The 16,154-nt window shown below is 64.7% G+C and carries 16 protein-coding genes; 10 read left to right on the top strand and 6 right to left on the bottom strand.

The window, feature by feature from the left end:
- Positions 1 to 76: 76 nt before the first annotated feature.
- The gene (locus HU748_RS04460) at positions 77 to 1,108 is read right to left on the bottom strand and encodes an NAD(P)-dependent alcohol dehydrogenase (RefSeq protein WP_186709186.1); all 1,032 of its coding nucleotides are present in this window, start codon (positions 1,106 to 1,108) and stop codon (positions 77 to 79) included.
- A 97-nt stretch (positions 1,109 to 1,205) separates the two neighbouring features.
- Here HU748_RS04460 and HU748_RS04455 point away from each other — a divergent pair, with 97 nt between their 5' ends.
- Positions 1,206 to 1,430, top strand: coding sequence for a hypothetical protein (locus HU748_RS04455; protein ID WP_186719388.1), 225 nt, complete (start codon positions 1,206 to 1,208; stop codon positions 1,428 to 1,430).
- A 34-nt stretch (positions 1,431 to 1,464) separates the two neighbouring features.
- Here the strand turns inward: HU748_RS04455 and HU748_RS26705 are convergent, their stop codons facing one another.
- Complete coding sequence (locus tag HU748_RS26705) at positions 1,465 to 1,746, bottom strand: TetR family transcriptional regulator C-terminal domain-containing protein (RefSeq protein WP_238343278.1); 282 nt, start codon at positions 1,744 to 1,746, stop codon at positions 1,465 to 1,467.
- Between the two features lie 167 nt (positions 1,747 to 1,913).
- Between HU748_RS26705 and HU748_RS04445 the strand changes: the two genes are divergently transcribed.
- The 5 genes from HU748_RS04445 to HU748_RS04425 all read left to right on the top strand — a co-directional run bounded on the left by HU748_RS04445 (position 1,914) and on the right by HU748_RS04425 (position 7,194).
- Complete coding sequence (locus HU748_RS04445) at positions 1,914 to 3,095, top strand: M20 aminoacylase family protein (protein ID WP_238343277.1); 1,182 nt, start codon at positions 1,914 to 1,916, stop codon at positions 3,093 to 3,095.
- 76 nt (positions 3,096 to 3,171) lie between these two features.
- Complete coding sequence (locus HU748_RS04440; RefSeq protein WP_186719382.1) at positions 3,172 to 4,482, top strand: citrate-proton symporter; 1,311 nt, start codon at positions 3,172 to 3,174, stop codon at positions 4,480 to 4,482.
- Positions 4,479 to 5,936, top strand: coding sequence for an amidase (locus HU748_RS04435; RefSeq protein WP_186719380.1), 1,458 nt, complete (start codon positions 4,479 to 4,481; stop codon positions 5,934 to 5,936). The genes HU748_RS04440 and HU748_RS04435 overlap by 4 nt, the downstream gene beginning before the upstream one ends.
- A 64-nt stretch (positions 5,937 to 6,000) precedes the next feature.
- Positions 6,001 to 6,771: a helix-turn-helix domain-containing protein gene (locus HU748_RS04430; protein WP_186709191.1), complete on the top strand. Its 771-nt coding sequence runs from the start codon at positions 6,001 to 6,003 to the stop codon at positions 6,769 to 6,771.
- Positions 6,772 to 6,876: 105 nt separating this feature from the next.
- Positions 6,877 to 7,194 (top strand): putative quinol monooxygenase, encoded by a 318-nt coding sequence (locus HU748_RS04425; protein ID WP_054891418.1) that lies wholly within the window; start codon positions 6,877 to 6,879, stop codon positions 7,192 to 7,194.
- A 270-nt stretch (positions 7,195 to 7,464) separates the two neighbouring features.
- On the opposite strand, the gene HU748_RS04420 is transcribed toward HU748_RS04425, so the two are convergent.
- From HU748_RS04420 to HU748_RS04405, 4 genes are read right to left on the bottom strand one after another with little or no spacing between them, the layout of a single operon-like run.
- The gene (locus HU748_RS04420; RefSeq protein WP_186709193.1) at positions 7,465 to 8,313 is read right to left on the bottom strand and encodes a DUF1989 domain-containing protein; all 849 of its coding nucleotides are present in this window, start codon (positions 8,311 to 8,313) and stop codon (positions 7,465 to 7,467) included.
- Between the two features lie 16 nt (positions 8,314 to 8,329).
- Positions 8,330 to 9,007: a GntR family transcriptional regulator gene (locus HU748_RS04415; protein ID WP_186709200.1), complete on the bottom strand. Its 678-nt coding sequence runs from the start codon at positions 9,005 to 9,007 to the stop codon at positions 8,330 to 8,332.
- Complete coding sequence (locus HU748_RS26575; protein WP_186719378.1) at positions 9,004 to 10,509, bottom strand: amino acid ABC transporter permease/ATP-binding protein; 1,506 nt, start codon at positions 10,507 to 10,509, stop codon at positions 9,004 to 9,006. The genes HU748_RS04415 and HU748_RS26575 overlap by 4 nt, the downstream gene beginning before the upstream one ends.
- Positions 10,510 to 10,524: 15 nt before the next feature.
- Entirely contained in the window at positions 10,525 to 11,355 is an 831-nt protein-coding gene (locus tag HU748_RS04405; RefSeq protein ID WP_186719376.1) for a transporter substrate-binding domain-containing protein, read from the bottom strand.
- A 398-nt stretch (positions 11,356 to 11,753) separates the two neighbouring features.
- Between HU748_RS04405 and HU748_RS04400 the strand changes: the two genes are divergently transcribed.
- The 4 genes from HU748_RS04400 (at position 11,754) to HU748_RS04385 (ending at position 16,117) form a co-directional block, all read left to right on the top strand.
- Positions 11,754 to 13,811: a carbon starvation CstA family protein gene (locus HU748_RS04400; RefSeq protein ID WP_186719374.1), complete on the top strand. Its 2,058-nt coding sequence runs from the start codon at positions 11,754 to 11,756 to the stop codon at positions 13,809 to 13,811.
- A gap of 11 nt (positions 13,812 to 13,822) precedes the next feature.
- Positions 13,823 to 14,026 (top strand): YbdD/YjiX family protein, encoded by a 204-nt coding sequence (locus HU748_RS04395; RefSeq protein WP_186709207.1) that lies wholly within the window; start codon positions 13,823 to 13,825, stop codon positions 14,024 to 14,026.
- A 106-nt stretch (positions 14,027 to 14,132) separates the two neighbouring features.
- The gene (locus HU748_RS04390) at positions 14,133 to 15,488 is read left to right on the top strand and encodes a cache domain-containing protein (protein WP_186719372.1); all 1,356 of its coding nucleotides are present in this window, start codon (positions 14,133 to 14,135) and stop codon (positions 15,486 to 15,488) included.
- Complete coding sequence (locus HU748_RS04385) at positions 15,485 to 16,117, top strand: response regulator transcription factor (RefSeq protein WP_063544901.1); 633 nt, start codon at positions 15,485 to 15,487, stop codon at positions 16,115 to 16,117. The genes HU748_RS04390 and HU748_RS04385 overlap by 4 nt, the downstream gene beginning before the upstream one ends.
- Positions 16,118 to 16,154: the final 37 nt, after the last annotated feature.

Here is a 16,154-nt window from a genome sequence, read left to right as displayed (position 1 = left end):
TCTTGTCTGGCCGCAGGGCTGAGCCTGCGGCCGCGACATTGTCGATCATCCTCTGCGTCAATGACACCGCTTTGTTTCAGCGACTGGCGTCGAGCACTACCCGGTAGCGCGCCTTGCCGCTGCGCAGATGGTCGATCGCCGCGTTGACCTGGCTCATCGCGAACTGTTCGACCTGGGGCACGATCTGGTGGCGTGCACAGAACTCGAGCATTTTCGCCATCGCCGCCGGGGAGCCGACCGGCGAGGCAGAAAGGCTCTTCTGCTGGAGCATGAGGTTGAACACGTGCACCGGGATAGCCCCGGGTACCACACCGACGAAGTTCACCCGACCTCGGGTACCGAGGGTGCCGATCATGGCGGTCCAGTCCAGGTCGGCATTGGCAGTCACCAGAAGGAAATCGAGGGTGCCAGCAATGGCTTTGAGCGCCTGGCTGTCGGTGGAGGCCACCACCTTGTGCGCACCCAAGCGCCGGGCTTCATCCTGCTTGCTCAAGGATGAGGTGAACGCGGTCACCTCGCAGCCCCAGGCATTGAGAAACTTCAGCGCCAGGTGCCCCAGCCCGCCGATGCCGACCACCCCGACGCGATCGGTGGGTTTGACGCCGAATGACAGCAGTGGGTTGAACACCGTCGAACCGGCACAGAACAGGGGGCCGACAAGGGCAGGGTCGAGGCCGTCCGGCAGCGGGATGGCCCACGCCCAGTGCGCGCGCAGGCGGTCGGCGAAACCGCCGTTGCTGCCGATGATCGTCGGTCGGGCCGAACCACACAGGTTGTGCGAGCCCTCCATGCACGGCGCGCAGTGCATGCAACTGCCTTTGTACCAACCGATCCCGACCCGCTGGCCAACCTGCAGCCCGGTCACCCGATCGCCGACCTGCTCGATGCGCCCGACCACCTCGTGGCCAGGAATGAACGGGTACTGGGTCAGCCCCCACTCGTTGTCGATCATCGACTGGTCGGAATGGCAGACGCCGCAGTACTCGACAGCGACTTGTACCTCGTCAGCGGCCAGCGGGCCGGGATCATAGCTGTGCCGCTGCAGCGGCGCTCCCGGCGCGGTGGCGGCCCAGCCGCTGAATGACGTGGTTTGGGTGGGATTGCTCATGGGACACCTCCAGAGACTTGGCGAGTGTTACGAAGCCTGGGAAGTGTAGACCGCCCCCATCGCCTTCGTGCCCCATGCCCCGCCCAGGAGAGTAGCCATGTCACGGGACCTGACAGACAACGAGCAACTGAAACGGATCTGCGAGGATCTGCTGGCAAACGTCGCCTCGACACAAGGCAATCAGCAATGGATCGACAACGTGCTAAGCGGGATGAACGACATCGCGAACATGAGCCGCGAGGCGTTCATCGACCCTGCGTTTCAGCTCAGCCTGTGGGAGAGCGAGGCGGTCACTACGACTGGGTCGGGCAGCGTGAAATGAACGTACTGCATGGTGGTTCGCTATAGATTATTGGTTATAACGATTCGCCGACTGCGGGTTGCAATAGTGGCGTCTTCGGGTTCAAAGGCGCTTCTATTCCGGCACGCTGGCAAACGCTTCCGAGCACCATGCGCGTGAGCATCTGCACCAGTGCCTGCCCCTTGGCATCTTCCACCGGCCAGTTCACTTGCCCAGGCTGCGGCACGGTGGCAAAGCGCACGTGGGCCAGGATCGTCGACCAGATGAACAGCAGCAGGTGCTCCGGTGCGGTGCGTTCGATCAGCCCTTGATCCATCCAGCCCTGCAGGCACCTCATGGCCGCTTTCCGCCAGGCTGCAGGTTGGGTTCCACAGGGCGGAACCACATTCGATTGTCGGCGTCGCGCCGTCGGGTTTATCTGACAGCACGTGCGGCCTGCCTCTCGTGCCGCAATCCCCGAGCGAATAACAAAAGCGGGACTGCAACCCGCGCGAGGAGATGCCGATGAACCCATCCAAGCACCCGCACATCCTGGCCTGGCTCGCCGACGTTGCCGGCGAACTTCATGCACTGCGCCAGGATATCCACGCCCACCCGGAACTGGGCTTCGAGGAAAACCGCACCTCGGCACTGGTCGCCCAGGCCCTGCGCGAGTGGGGTTACGAGGTCCACACCGGGATCGGCCGCACCGGCGTGGTCGCTGTGCTGCGCAACGGCAGCAGCACGCGCCGCCTGGGGCTGCGCGCCGACATGGATGCGCTGCCGATCGTCGAGGCCACGGGCGCGGCCTACAGCAGCCGACACCCAGGCTGCATGCATGCCTGCGGACACGACGGACATACCGTGATGCTGCTCGGCGCTGCTCGCTACCTGGCGGCGACCCGGCGCTTCGACGGCACCCTGACACTGATCTTTCAGCCGGCCGAGGAGGGGCAGGGCGGGGCCGAGGCGATGCTCGCCGATCGCCTGCTGGAGCGTTTCCCCTGTGATGCGCTGTTCGGCATGCACAATATGCCGGGGCTGGCCGCCGGGCACCTGGGCTTTCGCGAAGGACCGATGATGGCTTCCCAGGACCTGCTGACCGTCATCCTGGAGGGCGTCGGTGGTCATGGTTCGATGCCGCACCTGACAGTCGACCCGTTGGTTGCTGCCGCCAGTGTGGTGATGGCGCTGCAGACCGTGGTGGCGCGCAACATCGATGCCCAGGAGGCGGCAGTGGTTACCGTCGGTGCGCTGCAGGCTGGCGAGGCGGCCAATGTCATTCCACAGCAGGCCCTGTTGCGCTTGAGCCTGCGTGCGCTCGACGCCGAGGTCAGGCGCCTGACCCTGGAGCGCGTACAGGCGATCATCCGCGCCCAGGCCAAGAGCTTTGGCTGCAGCGTGAGCATCGAACACCGCCCGGCTTATCCGGTGCTGATCAACCATGCCGCCGAAAACGCCTTCGCTCGCCAGGTCGGCATCGAGCTGCTCGGCGAGGCCGCCGTCGATGGCAATACCCGCAAGCTGATGGGCAGCGAGGACTTCGCCTGGATGCTGCAACGCTGCCCCGGCGCCTACCTGTTCATCGGCAACGGCGTGGATCGGCCGATGGTGCACAACCCCGCCTACGACTTCAACGACGACATCCTGCTGACCGGGGCCGCCTACTGGAGCGCGCTCACCGAGCGTTGGCTCGCCCCGGCCTGAGCGCTTCTTCATTGACTGCCGCTGGAGCCCGCATTCCTGCGGGCGTTCCTCACATCTGGTTTCTGGAGAATTTCCCATGCACGCTACGAATGCAGGCGCATCGCGCACCCGGCAAGTGGTCGCCGCCGTCATCGGCAATGCGCTGGAATGGTATGACTTCATCGTGTACGGCTTTCTGGCCAGCATCGTCGCTCGTCAGTTCTTTCCCTCCGACGATGACTACGCCTCGCTGCTGATGGCCCTGGCGACCTTCGGCGTCGGATTCTTCATGCGCCCGGTGGGCGGCGTATTGCTGGGTATCTACGCCGACCGCAAAGGGCGCAAGGCGGCCATGCAACTGATCATTCGCCTGATGACCCTGTCCATCGCGATGATCGCCTTCGCCCCCAACTACCTGGCCATCGGCATGGGCGCGCCCTTGCTGATCGTGGTCGCGCGCATGCTGCAGGGCTTCGCCACGGGCGGTGAATATGCCAGTGCCACGGCATTTCTGGTGGAGAGCGCGCCGGCGCACCGCAAGGGGCTGTACGGCTCCTGGCAACTGGTCGGGCAATGCCTGGCGGTTTTTACCGGGGCGTCGATGGTTGCGCTGGTCACCCACCTGTGTTCAGCCGAGGCGCTGGACGCCTGGGGCTGGCGGATTCCTTTCGTGTTCGGCTTGCTGATCGGCCCGGTGGGGCTGTGGATTCGCAAGCACATGCAGGAGCCCGAGGAGTTTCTCGAGGCGCGCAAACAAGCCAAGGACCAGGCCCCAAGCCTGTGGCAGGTGCTGCGTACGCATCGCCGGGCGCTGTTGGTGTCCATGGGCCTGGCCAGCGGCGCGACCGTTTCCTTCTATGTGGTGCTGGTGAACATGCCGACCTTCGCCCACAAGAGCCTGGGGCTGCCACTGGACCAGGTGCTGCTGGTGCAGATGCTCGCGGTGGGCCTGATGACGGTGGTGATTCCGTTCTCCGGCGCGCTGTCCGACCGTATCGGCCGCAGGCCGGTGCTGATGGCCTTCACCCTGGGCTTTTTCCTGATGGTCTACCCGTTGCACCTGTGGGTCGCCGCGGCACCGTCGGTCGAGCGCCTGCTGGTGATGCAACTGGCGCTGTGCAGCATGATCGGTGGTTTCTATGGGCCGGCACCCACGGCGCTGGCCGAGCAGTTCCCCATCGCAGTCCGCTCAACGGGGGTGTCGGTGGCGTATAACGTGGCAGTGATGCTGTTCGGCGGCTTCGCGCCGCTGATCGTCACCTGGCTCACCAAGGTCTTGAACACGCCCGTGGCGCCGTCGTTCTACGTGCTGTTCGCCTGCGTGCTGACACTGCTGGGCACCTATTGTCTGAAAGAAGCCGTGCGGCCACGCGCGCCTGCCGTCCTCGAACTTGGAGTAAAACCGTGAAACCGCTAGATCTCGACCCTGTCGTCGCGCTGGATGCCAGCGACCTGTCCCGGGCGATCCATGCTCGCCAGGTGTCCTGCCGCGAGGTGATGCAGGCCTACCTTGCGCACATCGAGCGGGTCAATCCGCAGGTCAACGCCCTGGTGTCACTGCGTCCGGCACAGCAACTGCTCAGGGAGGCCGACGCACGCGACCGCGAGCTCGACCGCGGCCAGTCTCGCGGCTGGATGCACGGCATGCCCCAGGCCATCAAGGACCTGGCCGCCACGGCTGACCTGCGTACCACCTTGGGCTCGCCGCTGTTCGCCGAGCAGGTGCCGCAGCAGGACGCCATCAGCGTGGCGCGGGTTCGGCACAACGGCGCGATCATCCTCGGCAAGAGCAACGTGCCGGAATTCGGCCTCGGCTCGCAGACCTACAACACGCTGTTCGGCACCACCACCAACGCCTACGACCCCAGCCGGGTAGCCGGCGGCAGCAGCGGCGGGGCCGCTGCGGCACTGGCCATGCGCCTGCTGCCCGTGGCCGATGGCAGCGACATGATGGGCTCGTTGCGCAACCCGGCGGCGTTCAACAATGTGTTTGGCCTGCGCCCGTCCCAGGGCCGCGTGCCGCACGGTCCGGCGCCGGAGATGTTCGTCCAGCAACTCGCCACCGAGGGCCCGATGGGGCGCAGCGTCACCGACCTGGCCCGGCTGCTGTCGGTACAAGCGGGCTTCGATGCGCGGGTGCCGCTGTCCATCAACGATAGCATGCAGGATTTCGCTGCGGACCTGCGACAGGACTTCACCGATGTGCGGGTCGGCTGGTTGGGCGACTACAACGGTTACCTGCCCATGGACGATGGCGTGCTGAGCCTGTGCGAAACCGCATTGAGCGACTTCGAGAACCTGGGGTGCAAGGTCGAGGCCTGTCAGCCGGACTACCCGCTGGAGCGCCTCTGGCAATGCTGGCTGACCCATCGCCACTTTCTGGTGCACGGCAACCTCGCAGCGGCCTACGCCGACCCGAGTCGGCGCGCATTGCTCAAGCCGGAGGCGCAGTGGGAGGTCGAGGGCGGCCTGCAACTGAGCGCCGCTGCACTTTACCAGGCGTCGCTGGCGCGCAGCGACTGGTACCGGGCGATGGCAGGGCTGTTCGAGCGTTACGACTTCCTGCTGCTGCCCTCGGCCCAGGTGTTTCCTTTCGACGCACAGCAACCTTGGCCGCAGGTCGTTGGCGGGCGGGCGATGGACACCTATCACCGCTGGATGGAGGTGGTGATCGGCCCGACCCTGGCCGGGTTGCCGAGCATCAGCGTTCCGGTCGGTTTCAATGCACAGGGCCTGCCGATGGGGATGCAGATCATCGGCCCGGCCCAGGCCGATCAGGCGGTGCTGCGCCTGGCCTATGCCCACGAGCAACTGACCCGCTGGGTCGAGCGCTACCCGCCGCCGAGCCTGCTGGCGCGCTGAAGCCCTTGCAGGCGCATATCTTGCTGGGCAATTTGACGATCCTGGTGCAGACACGGAGGCGAACATGAGCGGCAATGGAGACGGCGGTGGCGTGCGATCGGTCGAGCGGGCGTTGACGATCATCGAATTGCTGGGTGAGCACCAGGCCCTTGGGCTGGAGGAGCTGCACTACCTGACGGCGTTACCCAAGGCCACAGTATCGCGCATGCTCGCCACCTTGCAGGAGCAGGGCTGGACCTACCGGGGCCTGAGCGACCGCCGCTACCGTCTGCGCGCGCGGCGCCTGTTCGGCGACGGCCAGTTGCGGTTCAAGCGGCAGATGGTCGAAAGCGCCGCGCCCCTGTTGCTGGAGCTCAGCGAGCGCACCGGGTTGGTGGCCGACTTGTCATGCTTCGACGGCCAGCGCCTGGAAGTGATGGAGAGCGCGATTCCCCAGGTGTTGCGCAAGCGCTACCCGAACAACTGCCAGATCGTCGGCCACCACGCCAGCCTGTTCCACTCGGCGATGGGGCGCGCCTGCCTGGGCGAGCTGGAGCAGCATGAGGTCGAGCGCCTGGCCGAGCATGCGCACCTGGGGGACGACACACTGCTGCGCGGCATCGAGGACGAGACACAGCAAGGTTTTGCCCGGCGCACGGAAGGTTACTGGGAGTATCCGGTGCGGCTACCGTTCCTGATCCGCGCCATCGCCTTGCCGGTCCACACGCAAGGACGGCTGGCGGGGAGCATCGCCTTGCACTGGCCACTGGACCAGGCACCGGTAGAGCGGGTGCTGGGGCTGCACCTGGAGAGCCTGGCGAGAACCGTTGACCAGGTGCAGCAAACGCTGGCCTGAGCGATTTTCCGCATCGCGTTGAAAGTGTTATCGGGCGGCGCGGCTGTTTGCCGGCCATCGCCCCGGCAATACTGTGCGCAACTCAAACGTGTTGGAGATGTGACGATGGGTGCGCAGGTAACGAACAATCCGCTGGTATCGATTGCAGTACTCAAGGCCCGCGAGGGCAGGGCGCTGGCACTGAAGCAGGCGTTGTTGGAACTGATTGAACCGACCCGCGCGGAGCCAGGCAATCTGGACTATGTGCTGTTCGAGGGCAAGGATGAGCCGGGGACGTTCTACATGCGCGAGGCGTTCGTCGACCAGGCCGCGCTTGATGCGCATTTCGCCGCACCGTATTTCCAGCGGTTTGCGGCGCAGAGCGAAATGCTGTTGGGCGAGCCGCTGCGCTTGATCTTTCTGGAGCAGGTCTCTGATCGTTGAAAAAGACACCGCGCTGCCTGGCACGGGCTACGCCCGTGTTCGCGGGACCAGTCGGGGCGCCGAACCGCCGCCCCCACAGGGATTGGGCTGACCTTTAGATTTTGAACAAGAAAGTTACCCCTACAAGAGCTCCGCAACTTCTGAATACTGCGGTGTTACCTGTGGGAGCGGGCTAGTCCCGCGATCACCGGCGAAGCCGGTGCCTTCCACCGCGGTGTTCTTTTCGCGGGCACGTCGGGGCGGCGAACCGCCGCCCTCCAGCTCAGCCGATCATTCCCACTCGGCCTTGCCGATCGCCAGCCCGTGCATGCCGTTGTAGCTGGCGCGCTTGGGCTGCGTCCAGCCCTCCAGCAGGCTGTCGTCGAGCTTGTAGATTTCCACCCCCAGCGGTCGGCAGACCGACAGCGGGTCCTGTGCCTCAGGCCCCCACATCGGCAGTGAGAGGTCGCCGCCCGGGCAGGTCGACAGCGCACACAGCACATCGATTTCGGCGAAGAACTCCAGGTAATCACCCTGCTTGGCCGGGCAGGCCTTCATGAAGTACATGTCGTCATGGTTCAGGCCGGTGCACTGGAAGATGTTCAGCACATCGTGCACGTCGAACTCGGTCAGCCCATGGGGCAACACGGCGCGGGTGAGGTTGGAGTGGCAGTGGTGATGGAAGTCCTCGCCGGTGAGCATCTTGTTCACGTAGGGGTCGCAACGGGTGCCGAGCAGGTCGTGCAGGCGTCCGCCGTGTTCGTCGATGCCGTAGTCGGCCAGGCTGTCGTCGGTGATGGTTACCAGCGGGCGCAGGAATGGCAGGTTCGACCACAGTCGGTCGTAGGTGGTGACGTGGGCACCCTGCAACTGGCGGGTACGGGCCGCCCACAGGCGCTCACGCGGGTCGTTGGCGTTCCAGATGTTGAAGTCGCCGACCTGCGGGCCGACCGGGGTGGTGACGCGGAACACATGGCCGGCCGGCACCTTCCAGGCGCGGCCGGTGCGGATCGGCACCTCGAACTGCTCGATCAGCGTGCGTGCATCCTGGCGCTCGCGCACGCGGTCATAGAAAGGCTTGTCGACCTGCAGGGCAGCGCCTTTGCTGACCTGGTAGGCGGCGGGATAATCCTTGTACATGGGTAGGTCTCCGGTTTCAGGAACGGGGTGGATGGCTGAACAGGTCGAGCAGGGCGTGCTCGGAGTCGTCCAGGTAACGGGTCATGGCTTCGGCGGCATCGTGACGCAAGCCGTCGGCGAGCAGGTCGTGGATCTCTCGGTCGCGCTCCAGCCACGGGCTCTGGAAGTTCTTTTCATCGGGCGCAACGGCGAACACCAGACGCATCTGCGCAGCGATATTGGTGAAGAAGGCATCCAGCAATGGGCTGCGCAGCAGGCCGACGATGTGCTGGTGAAAGCGCAGGCTGTGGGTGCCGAAGGCCTGCCAGTCTTCACGATCACGGGCAAGTTCGGCCGCCTCGATGGCGTCGAGCATGCGGTCGGACTGGTATTCGCGCAGCGGCTTGCTGCCGTGGATCGCCTGCACCTCAAGTGTGCGGCGCACCAGAAAGATATCGCGCACCTCGGCGACACCCAGCCTGCGCACCATCACACCCTTGTTGCGCACGTAGGTGGTCAGGCCTTCGTGACCCAACTGGTGCAGGGCCTCGCGTACGGTGTTGCGCGAAGCGTTATAGCGGCCGGTGAGCTCTGCCTCGACCAGCGGCATGCCTGATACCAGGCGGCCGCCGATGATGTCTTCGCGCAGTTCGAGGGCCACCTGGTCGGCCAGGGGCAGGCTTTCGCCGGTCTTTTCCGGGACTTTGCTGCTCATGCCAGTTGCACGTCCTTGAGGAAGCGGCCCATGCGCTCGCTGCGGTTGTCGAGCAACTCGCGCGGCGCACCGGCCTGGATGATCTCTCCGCGCTCCATGAACACCACGCGGTCGGAGACCTGGAAAGCGAATTTCATTTCATGGGTGACGATGACCATGGTCATGCCCTCGCGGGCGAGGTCCTCGATCACCTTGAGCACATCGCCGACCAGCTCCGGATCGAGCGCCGAGGTCGGCTCGTCGAACAGCATCACCCGCGGGCGCATGGCCAGTGCCCGGGCGATCGCCACCCTTTGCTGCTGGCCGCCGGAGAGCTGGTGCGGGTACTTGCCGGCATGCTCGCGCAGGCCCACCTTGCTCAGCAGCGCCAAGCCCAAGGCGCGCAGGTCGGTGTCGCTGGCATGGCCATGGTGACGTGGGGCGAGTATCACGTTCTCCAGCACCGTCTTGTGCGGGAACAGGTTGAAACCCTGGAAGACCATGCCGACCTGGACGATGCCCTCCATGTGCAAGCGATTGCCGAGGCTGCCGCCGTCTTCTTCACGCCCCCGCAGGAACGGCGCGCCGCACAGCTCGACCTGGCCACGATCCAGGCCCTCCAGGCCGTTCAGGGTACGGATCAGCGTAGTCTTGCCCGACCCCGAAGGCCCGATGATCGACACTACTTCGCCGAAGCGGATGTCCAGGTCGATGCCCTTGAGCACTTCCAGCTGACCATAGTGCTTGCGCGCGCCGAACACCCGCAGGGCGAAGTCGCCTTGCCTGGGTGCGGCCTCGCGGCGAGCAGGCGCCGGTTGCGCCGGGCCATCGGCGATGGCCTTGGGCTGGCGCCGGGTGACGTCAAGGTGCTGCTCCAGGCGACGTAGCAGGTAACTGAACACCGTGACGATCAGCACATAGTAGAAGGCGACCGCGAGCATGGTCTCCATTACCAGGAAGTTCTGCGTGTACAGCTGCTGGCCGACCAGCAGGATCTCCGACAGCGAAATCACCGACACCAGCGAGGTCAGCTTGACGATGGTGATGTACTCGTTGGCCAGGGTCGGCAATGCCACCCGCAACGCCTGTGGAATCACGATCAGGCGCTGCACACCGGTGTAGCGGATACCCAGCGCCTTGCCGGCCTCGAGTTGCCCCTTGGCCACTGCCAGCAGGCCGCCGCGATGAATCTCGGCGATATAGGCCGATTCGCTCAGCACCAAGGCGATCAGGCCGGCGGCGTAGGGGTTGGACAGCAGCACGCTGGTACTCGGGAAGACCTGGGGCAGGTTGTAGACGAAGATGAGCAGCACCAGCAGCGGCAGGCTGCGGAAGAACCAGATGTACAGTGCCGCGCCACGGTTCAGGGCGCGGTTGCTCGACTGCCGCGCCAGCGCCAGGACAAAGCCGAAGACGATGCCCAGCAGCCAGGTCTCGACGCTCAACTCCACCACGGTGCCGACCGCCTTCCAGAAGTCGCCGTTGACCAGCAGGCCGGCGGCATAATCCCAATCGAATTGCATGCTCGACGCTCCTGCTTACTGCGCTTTCGCTTGAGGATTCTGGCCCAGGGCCTGGGCCACTTCGGCAGGGCTGGGCTCGCCGAGGTTGTAGCGAGTCAACAGCGTCTGGTACTCGCCACTGTGCTTCATGGCCTCGAAGCCCTGGCGCAGTTCACCGAGCAGTGCATCGTTGCCCTTGCGCACGGCAAGGCCTATGACCACCGGGTAGATCAGCTCGTGGGAACTGATCACCACTCGGCCCTTGAGCTTGTCGGCGGTGATGGCCGCCACTGCGGCGTCTTCGAACTGCACATCGACCGCCTTGGCCAGCAGGGCCTGGGCCGCCTCCGGTGAGGTGGGGAATTCGCGCGAGTCGATCGGCGCCTGGCCGTTGGCCTCGCAGTGGCTTTTGGACAGCGCCATCAGCTTGGGAATCCACGACCCACCCTTGATCGAGCCAATGCGCTTGCCGCACAGGTCCTGGGGCGCTTGCGGGCGGAAACTGTCATCGGCCCGCACCATCAGCGAGGCACCGCTCTTGAGGTAGGGCAGGAAATCGACCTGCGCCGCGCGCTCAGGGGTGACGTAAAGGGCCGAGGCGACCACATCGAAGCGTCGAGCGTTGACCCCCATCACCAGGTTGGCAAAGCGGGTGTCCTGGAACTGGGGGGCGAGCTTGAGGTGCTGGCCGAGCAGGGTCATGAACTCGGGATCGAAGCCGGCAGGCTTGCCCTGGTCGAGGTACGTGTAGGGAGGGTAGGTGAGGTCCGAGCCGATGGACAGGCGATCGGACTGCAAGGTGCCGTCGGCGGCCTGTGCGGCGGCACTGAGGGTCAGGGCGAGGGTGAGGGCTGTTGCTCGGGACATGAAGTACGCTCCACTTATGATTGTTCAACAATCGTTGTGGAATCATTAATCAATAGTCGTGCCAACAATGCCAGAAACCGCCTCGAAGGATTGGGGCACTGCCCGCGAATATCTGCAGCGCCTGCTTCGCGGGCAAGTCGCAGCGGCGAACCGCCGCTCCTACAAAAGTACCGCATCATCCACAAGGCAATGCGTTCCCCTGTAGGAGCGGGCTTGCCCGCGAAAAGAGCACCGCCCCCTCACTGACACCCCATCTACGTAGTTCTACGTAGTACTTACGCGTAGTACTGCGAATGTTCTTGTGGACCCAGTACGCCGAGAGTGTCGTCGTCCCTACCCGGGCACCCACAAAAACAAAAACCGTCGCCGGCACACCCGTCGCGACAGGAGAAATCCCGATGACCAAACTGGCTACCCGAATTGCCTGGTTCGCCATTGCCTTGCTGGGCGCATTCGCGCTAGGCACCGTGGCGTTGCGCAGGGGCGAAGCCATCAGCGCCCTGTGGATCGTCACCGCAGCCGTCGCCATCTACCTCGTTGCCTACCGCTACTACAGCCTGTTCATCGCCAACAAGGTGATGCAACTGGACTCCACCCGCGCCACCCCGGCCGTGCTGCACAACGACGGGCTGGACTACGTACCGACCAACAAGCACATCCTCTTCGGCCATCACTTCGCAGCCATCGCTGGCGCCGGCCCACTGGTCGGCCCGGTGCTCGCCGCGCAGATGGGTTACCTGCCCGGTACGCTCTGGCTGATTGCCGGGGTAGTGCTGGCAGGGGCCGTGCAGGACTTCATGGTCTTGTTCATTTCCACCCGCCGCAATGGCCGCTCCCTGGGCGACCTGGTACGCGAGGAAATGGGCCCGATCCCCGGAACCATCGCGCTGTTCGGCACTTTCCTGATCATGATCATCATCCTTGCGGTGCTGTCTCTGATCGTGGTCAAGGCCCTGGCCGAGAGCCCGTGGGGCATGTTCACGGTGATGGCGACCATCCCGATCGCCATGTTCATGGGCGTGTACCTGCGCTACCTGCGCCCGGGTCGTATCGGCGAGATCTCGGTGATCGGCGTGGCACTGATGCTTGCCTCTATCTGGGGCGGCGGCATGGTTGCCGCGGATCCAGTGTGGGGCCCAGCGTTCACCTTCACCGGCGTGCAGATCACCTGGATGTTGATCGGCTATGGTTTCGTCGCCGCTGTGCTGCCGATCTGGCTGATTCTGGCGCCACGCGACTACCTCTCGACCTTTCTCAAGATCGGCACCATCGTGGCGCTGGCCATCGGTATCCTGGTGATCGCGCCTGAGCTCAAGATGCCGGCCATCACCCAATTCGTCGACGGCACAGGCCCCGTGTGGAAGGGGGCGCTGTTCCCGTTCCTGTTCATCACCATCGCCTGTGGTGCAGTGTCCGGCTTCCATGCGCTGATCAGCTCCGGCACCACGCCCAAGCTGCTGGCCAACGAAAGCCATGCCCGCTACATCGGCTACGGCGCCATGCTGATGGAGTCGTTCGTGGCGATCATGGCCATGGTTGCCGCTTCGGTCATCGAGCCGGGCGTGTACTTCGCCATGAACAGCCCGGCCGCGGTGGTCGGTGCCGACGTCGTGTCGGTGGCGCAGACCGTCAGCAACTGGGGCTTCACCATCACCCCGGAAATCCTCCAGCAGACCGCCACCGACATCGGCGAGCACTCGATCCTGGCCCGCGCCGGTGGTGCACCGACCCTGGCGGTGGGTATCGCGCAGATCCTGCACCAGGCGCTGCCGGGTGAGAACACCATGGCCTTCTGGTACCACTTCGCGATCCTGTTCGAGGCGTTGTTCATCCTGACCGCCGTGGATGCCGGCACCCGAGCCGGGCGTTTCATGCTCCAGGACCTGCTGGGCAACTTCGTGCCGGCACTGAAAAAGACCGACTCCTGGACCGCCAACGTGGTGGCCACCGCTGGCTGCGTGGCGATGTGGGGCTGGTTGCTGTACCAGGGGGTGATCGATCCACTGGGCGGCATCAACACCTTGTGGCCGCTGTTTGGCATCTCCAACCAGATGCTGGCCGGCATCGCCCTGATGCTCGCGTCGGTGGTGCTGATCCGCATGAAGCGCCAGCAGTATGTCTGGGTCACCTTGCTGCCTGCCGTATGGCTGCTGATCTGCACCACCACCGCGGGCCTGATCAAGCTGTTCGACCCCAACCCGGGCATGGGCTTCCTGGCGCTGGCGCGCAAGTACAGCGATGCCGCAGCAGCCGGGCAGGTGCTGGCACCGGCCAAGGATCTGGCACAGATGCAGCACGTGATCTTCAACGCCTACACCAACGCCGTGCTGACCGGGTTGTTCCTGTTCGTGGTGCTGAGCATCCTGTGCTTTGCCGTGAAGGTCGGCAGACGCGCCTGGGTCAAGCCTGAGCGCAGCGACAAGGAGTCGCCGTTCCAGCCGATCCCCGACGCCTGAGGAACGCTGCGATGTTGAGCAAACTGAGCAAGATGGGCAAATGCATGGGGCAGGCCGCGCGCATGCTGGTCGGCATGCCAGACTACGACACCTACGTCGCGCATATGCAGGCCCAGCACCCGGGCGAGCCGGTGATGAGCCGCAAGGCGTTCTTCCGCGAGCGGCAGGATGCACGCTACAACGGTGCCAGCGGACGTCCGACGCGTTGCTGCTGAGGTGTTTGCCGTGTAAAAGGGGCGCCACGCTTGTCGTGGCGCCCTTGTCATTTGCCGGGGCCACAGGCGAAGCTGGCGCCGCGCCGCCCCCGCAACCGGAGTGACCATGCAACTCAAGCACAAGATCGTCACGCTCAGTGTCCTGCCGCTGATCGTCTCGGTGCTGTTCATCTGCATCCTGGTGTTCGCCCAGAGCCGCAAGCTCGAGGAGGACCAGGCGCGCCTGGTGGAAAGCAGCATCATGGCGGCGAAGAAGGCCGAGTTGAAGAACTACCTGGGCCTGGCCATGAGCCTGATCGCGCCGTTGTACGACAGCGGCGCCGACGATGACGACACTCGCCAGCGCGCCCTGCAGATCCTGTCGCGGGCCAACTTCGGCCTGGACGGCTACTTCTTCGTCTACGACCGCCACGGCAAGAGCCTGATGCACCCACGCCAGGCCGAACTGGTGGGCAAGGACCTGATCGGCATGACCGACAATAAGGGCCTGCTGGTCATCCAGGCACTGCTCGAGAGCGCCGAACGCGGTGACGGCTACCAGTTGTACGACTGGCAGAAGCCCTCCACCGGGCAGTCCACCGGCAAGCTGGCCTATGTGGTGATGCTCGAGCGCTGGGGCTGGATGCTCGGCACCGGCATCTACATCGACGACGTCGAGGTGGCCACGCTCAAGTCGCGCCAGGAGGTGGCCTCCGGCGTACTGACCACGGTGCTGGCCATCGCCTCGTTCTCGCTGCTGGCGGTGCTGGTGATCTTTGCCGGTGGGCTGATGCTCAACGTCAGCGAACACCGCCTGGCCGACCGCAAGCTGTCGGCGCTCAACCAGCGTATCGTCAACCTTCAGGAAGAGGAGCGCTCGCGGGTAGCGCGCGAACTGCACGACGGCATCAGCCAGGAACTGGTGTCGATCAAGTTCCAGTTCGAGCTCGCGGCGATGGAGCTCGACAACGGTCGTGCCGGCGGGCTGGACAACCTGCGCAACGGCACCACTCGCCTGGCTTCGGCGATCGGCGAGGTGCGGCGGATTTCCCACGACCTGCGCCCCTCGCTGCTCGACACCCTGGGTCTTTCGCCCGCCATCGACCAGCATGTGCGCGATTTCGAGCAGCGCACCGGCATCCGTACCCAGTACGAGTGCGGGCTGACGGACATCGAGGTGGATGCCGAGCTTTCGTTGACGCTGTTTCGTATCATCCAGGAGGCGCTGGCCAATGTTGACCGCCACGCCAAGGCCAGTGTCGCGATCATTTCCATCTCTGCCCACGACGGGTTGCTGGTACTGCGTGTGGAGGACAACGGCATGGGCTTCGACCCAAGTGCCGCGTACGAAAGCCACGGCATCGGCCTGCGCAACCTGCGCGAGCGGGTCGAGCATCACCGGGGCAGTTTCAGCATTGCGTCGTCTGCCGGACGCACCGAGCTGCAGGTCCAGATACCCATGAACAACCCGAGGCTTGCATGAGCGAGACCACACCAATCCGCATTGCCCTGGTCGACGACCATGTTCTGGTACGCGACGGCGTCAAGGCACTGCTGGGCGCAATTGCCCATTTCCAGGTGGTCGGCCAGGCTGAATCCGGCGCCCAGGCGCTTGAGTTGGTGGCCTCGCTGGAGCTGGACATCCTGCTGGTGGATGTTGGCCTGCAGGACATGAACGGCCTGGAGCTGACCCGCCGCCTGTGTGGTTTGTACCCCGGCATCAGGGTGCTGATGCTGAGCATGTACGACAACCAGGAGTACGTGCGCACCTCGATCACAGCGGGGGCGAGGGGCTATGTGCTGAAGAACGCACCCTCCACCGAGCTGATAGCCGCGATCGAGGCGATTGCTGCCGGTGGCAGTTTCTACAGCCCGGAAATTGCCCGCAAGCTGGTCAGCAGCGGCCGCGACGAGAACGACCTGACCCCGCGCGAGCTGCAGGTGCTGGCGATGATCGCCAGGGGTAGCAACAACAAGGAGATGGCCCGGGAGCTGGGCATCAGCGTGCGCACGGTGGAGACTTTCAGGCTGAGCATCCGGCGCAAGCTGAATATCGATACCCCAGCAGCACTGGTGAAGTACGCGCTGGAGCATGGGCTGGTGACGCTCTGAGGCAGCGCTGCGCCATGGACTATGGCTCTGCGGCAAA

Source organism: Pseudomonas sp. RW3S2 (assembly GCF_014268955.1).
GTDB classification, from domain to species: Bacteria; Pseudomonadota; Gammaproteobacteria; order Pseudomonadales; family Pseudomonadaceae; genus Aquipseudomonas; species Aquipseudomonas wayambapalatensis.
This window is presented reverse-complemented; position numbering and strand designations above follow the sequence as displayed.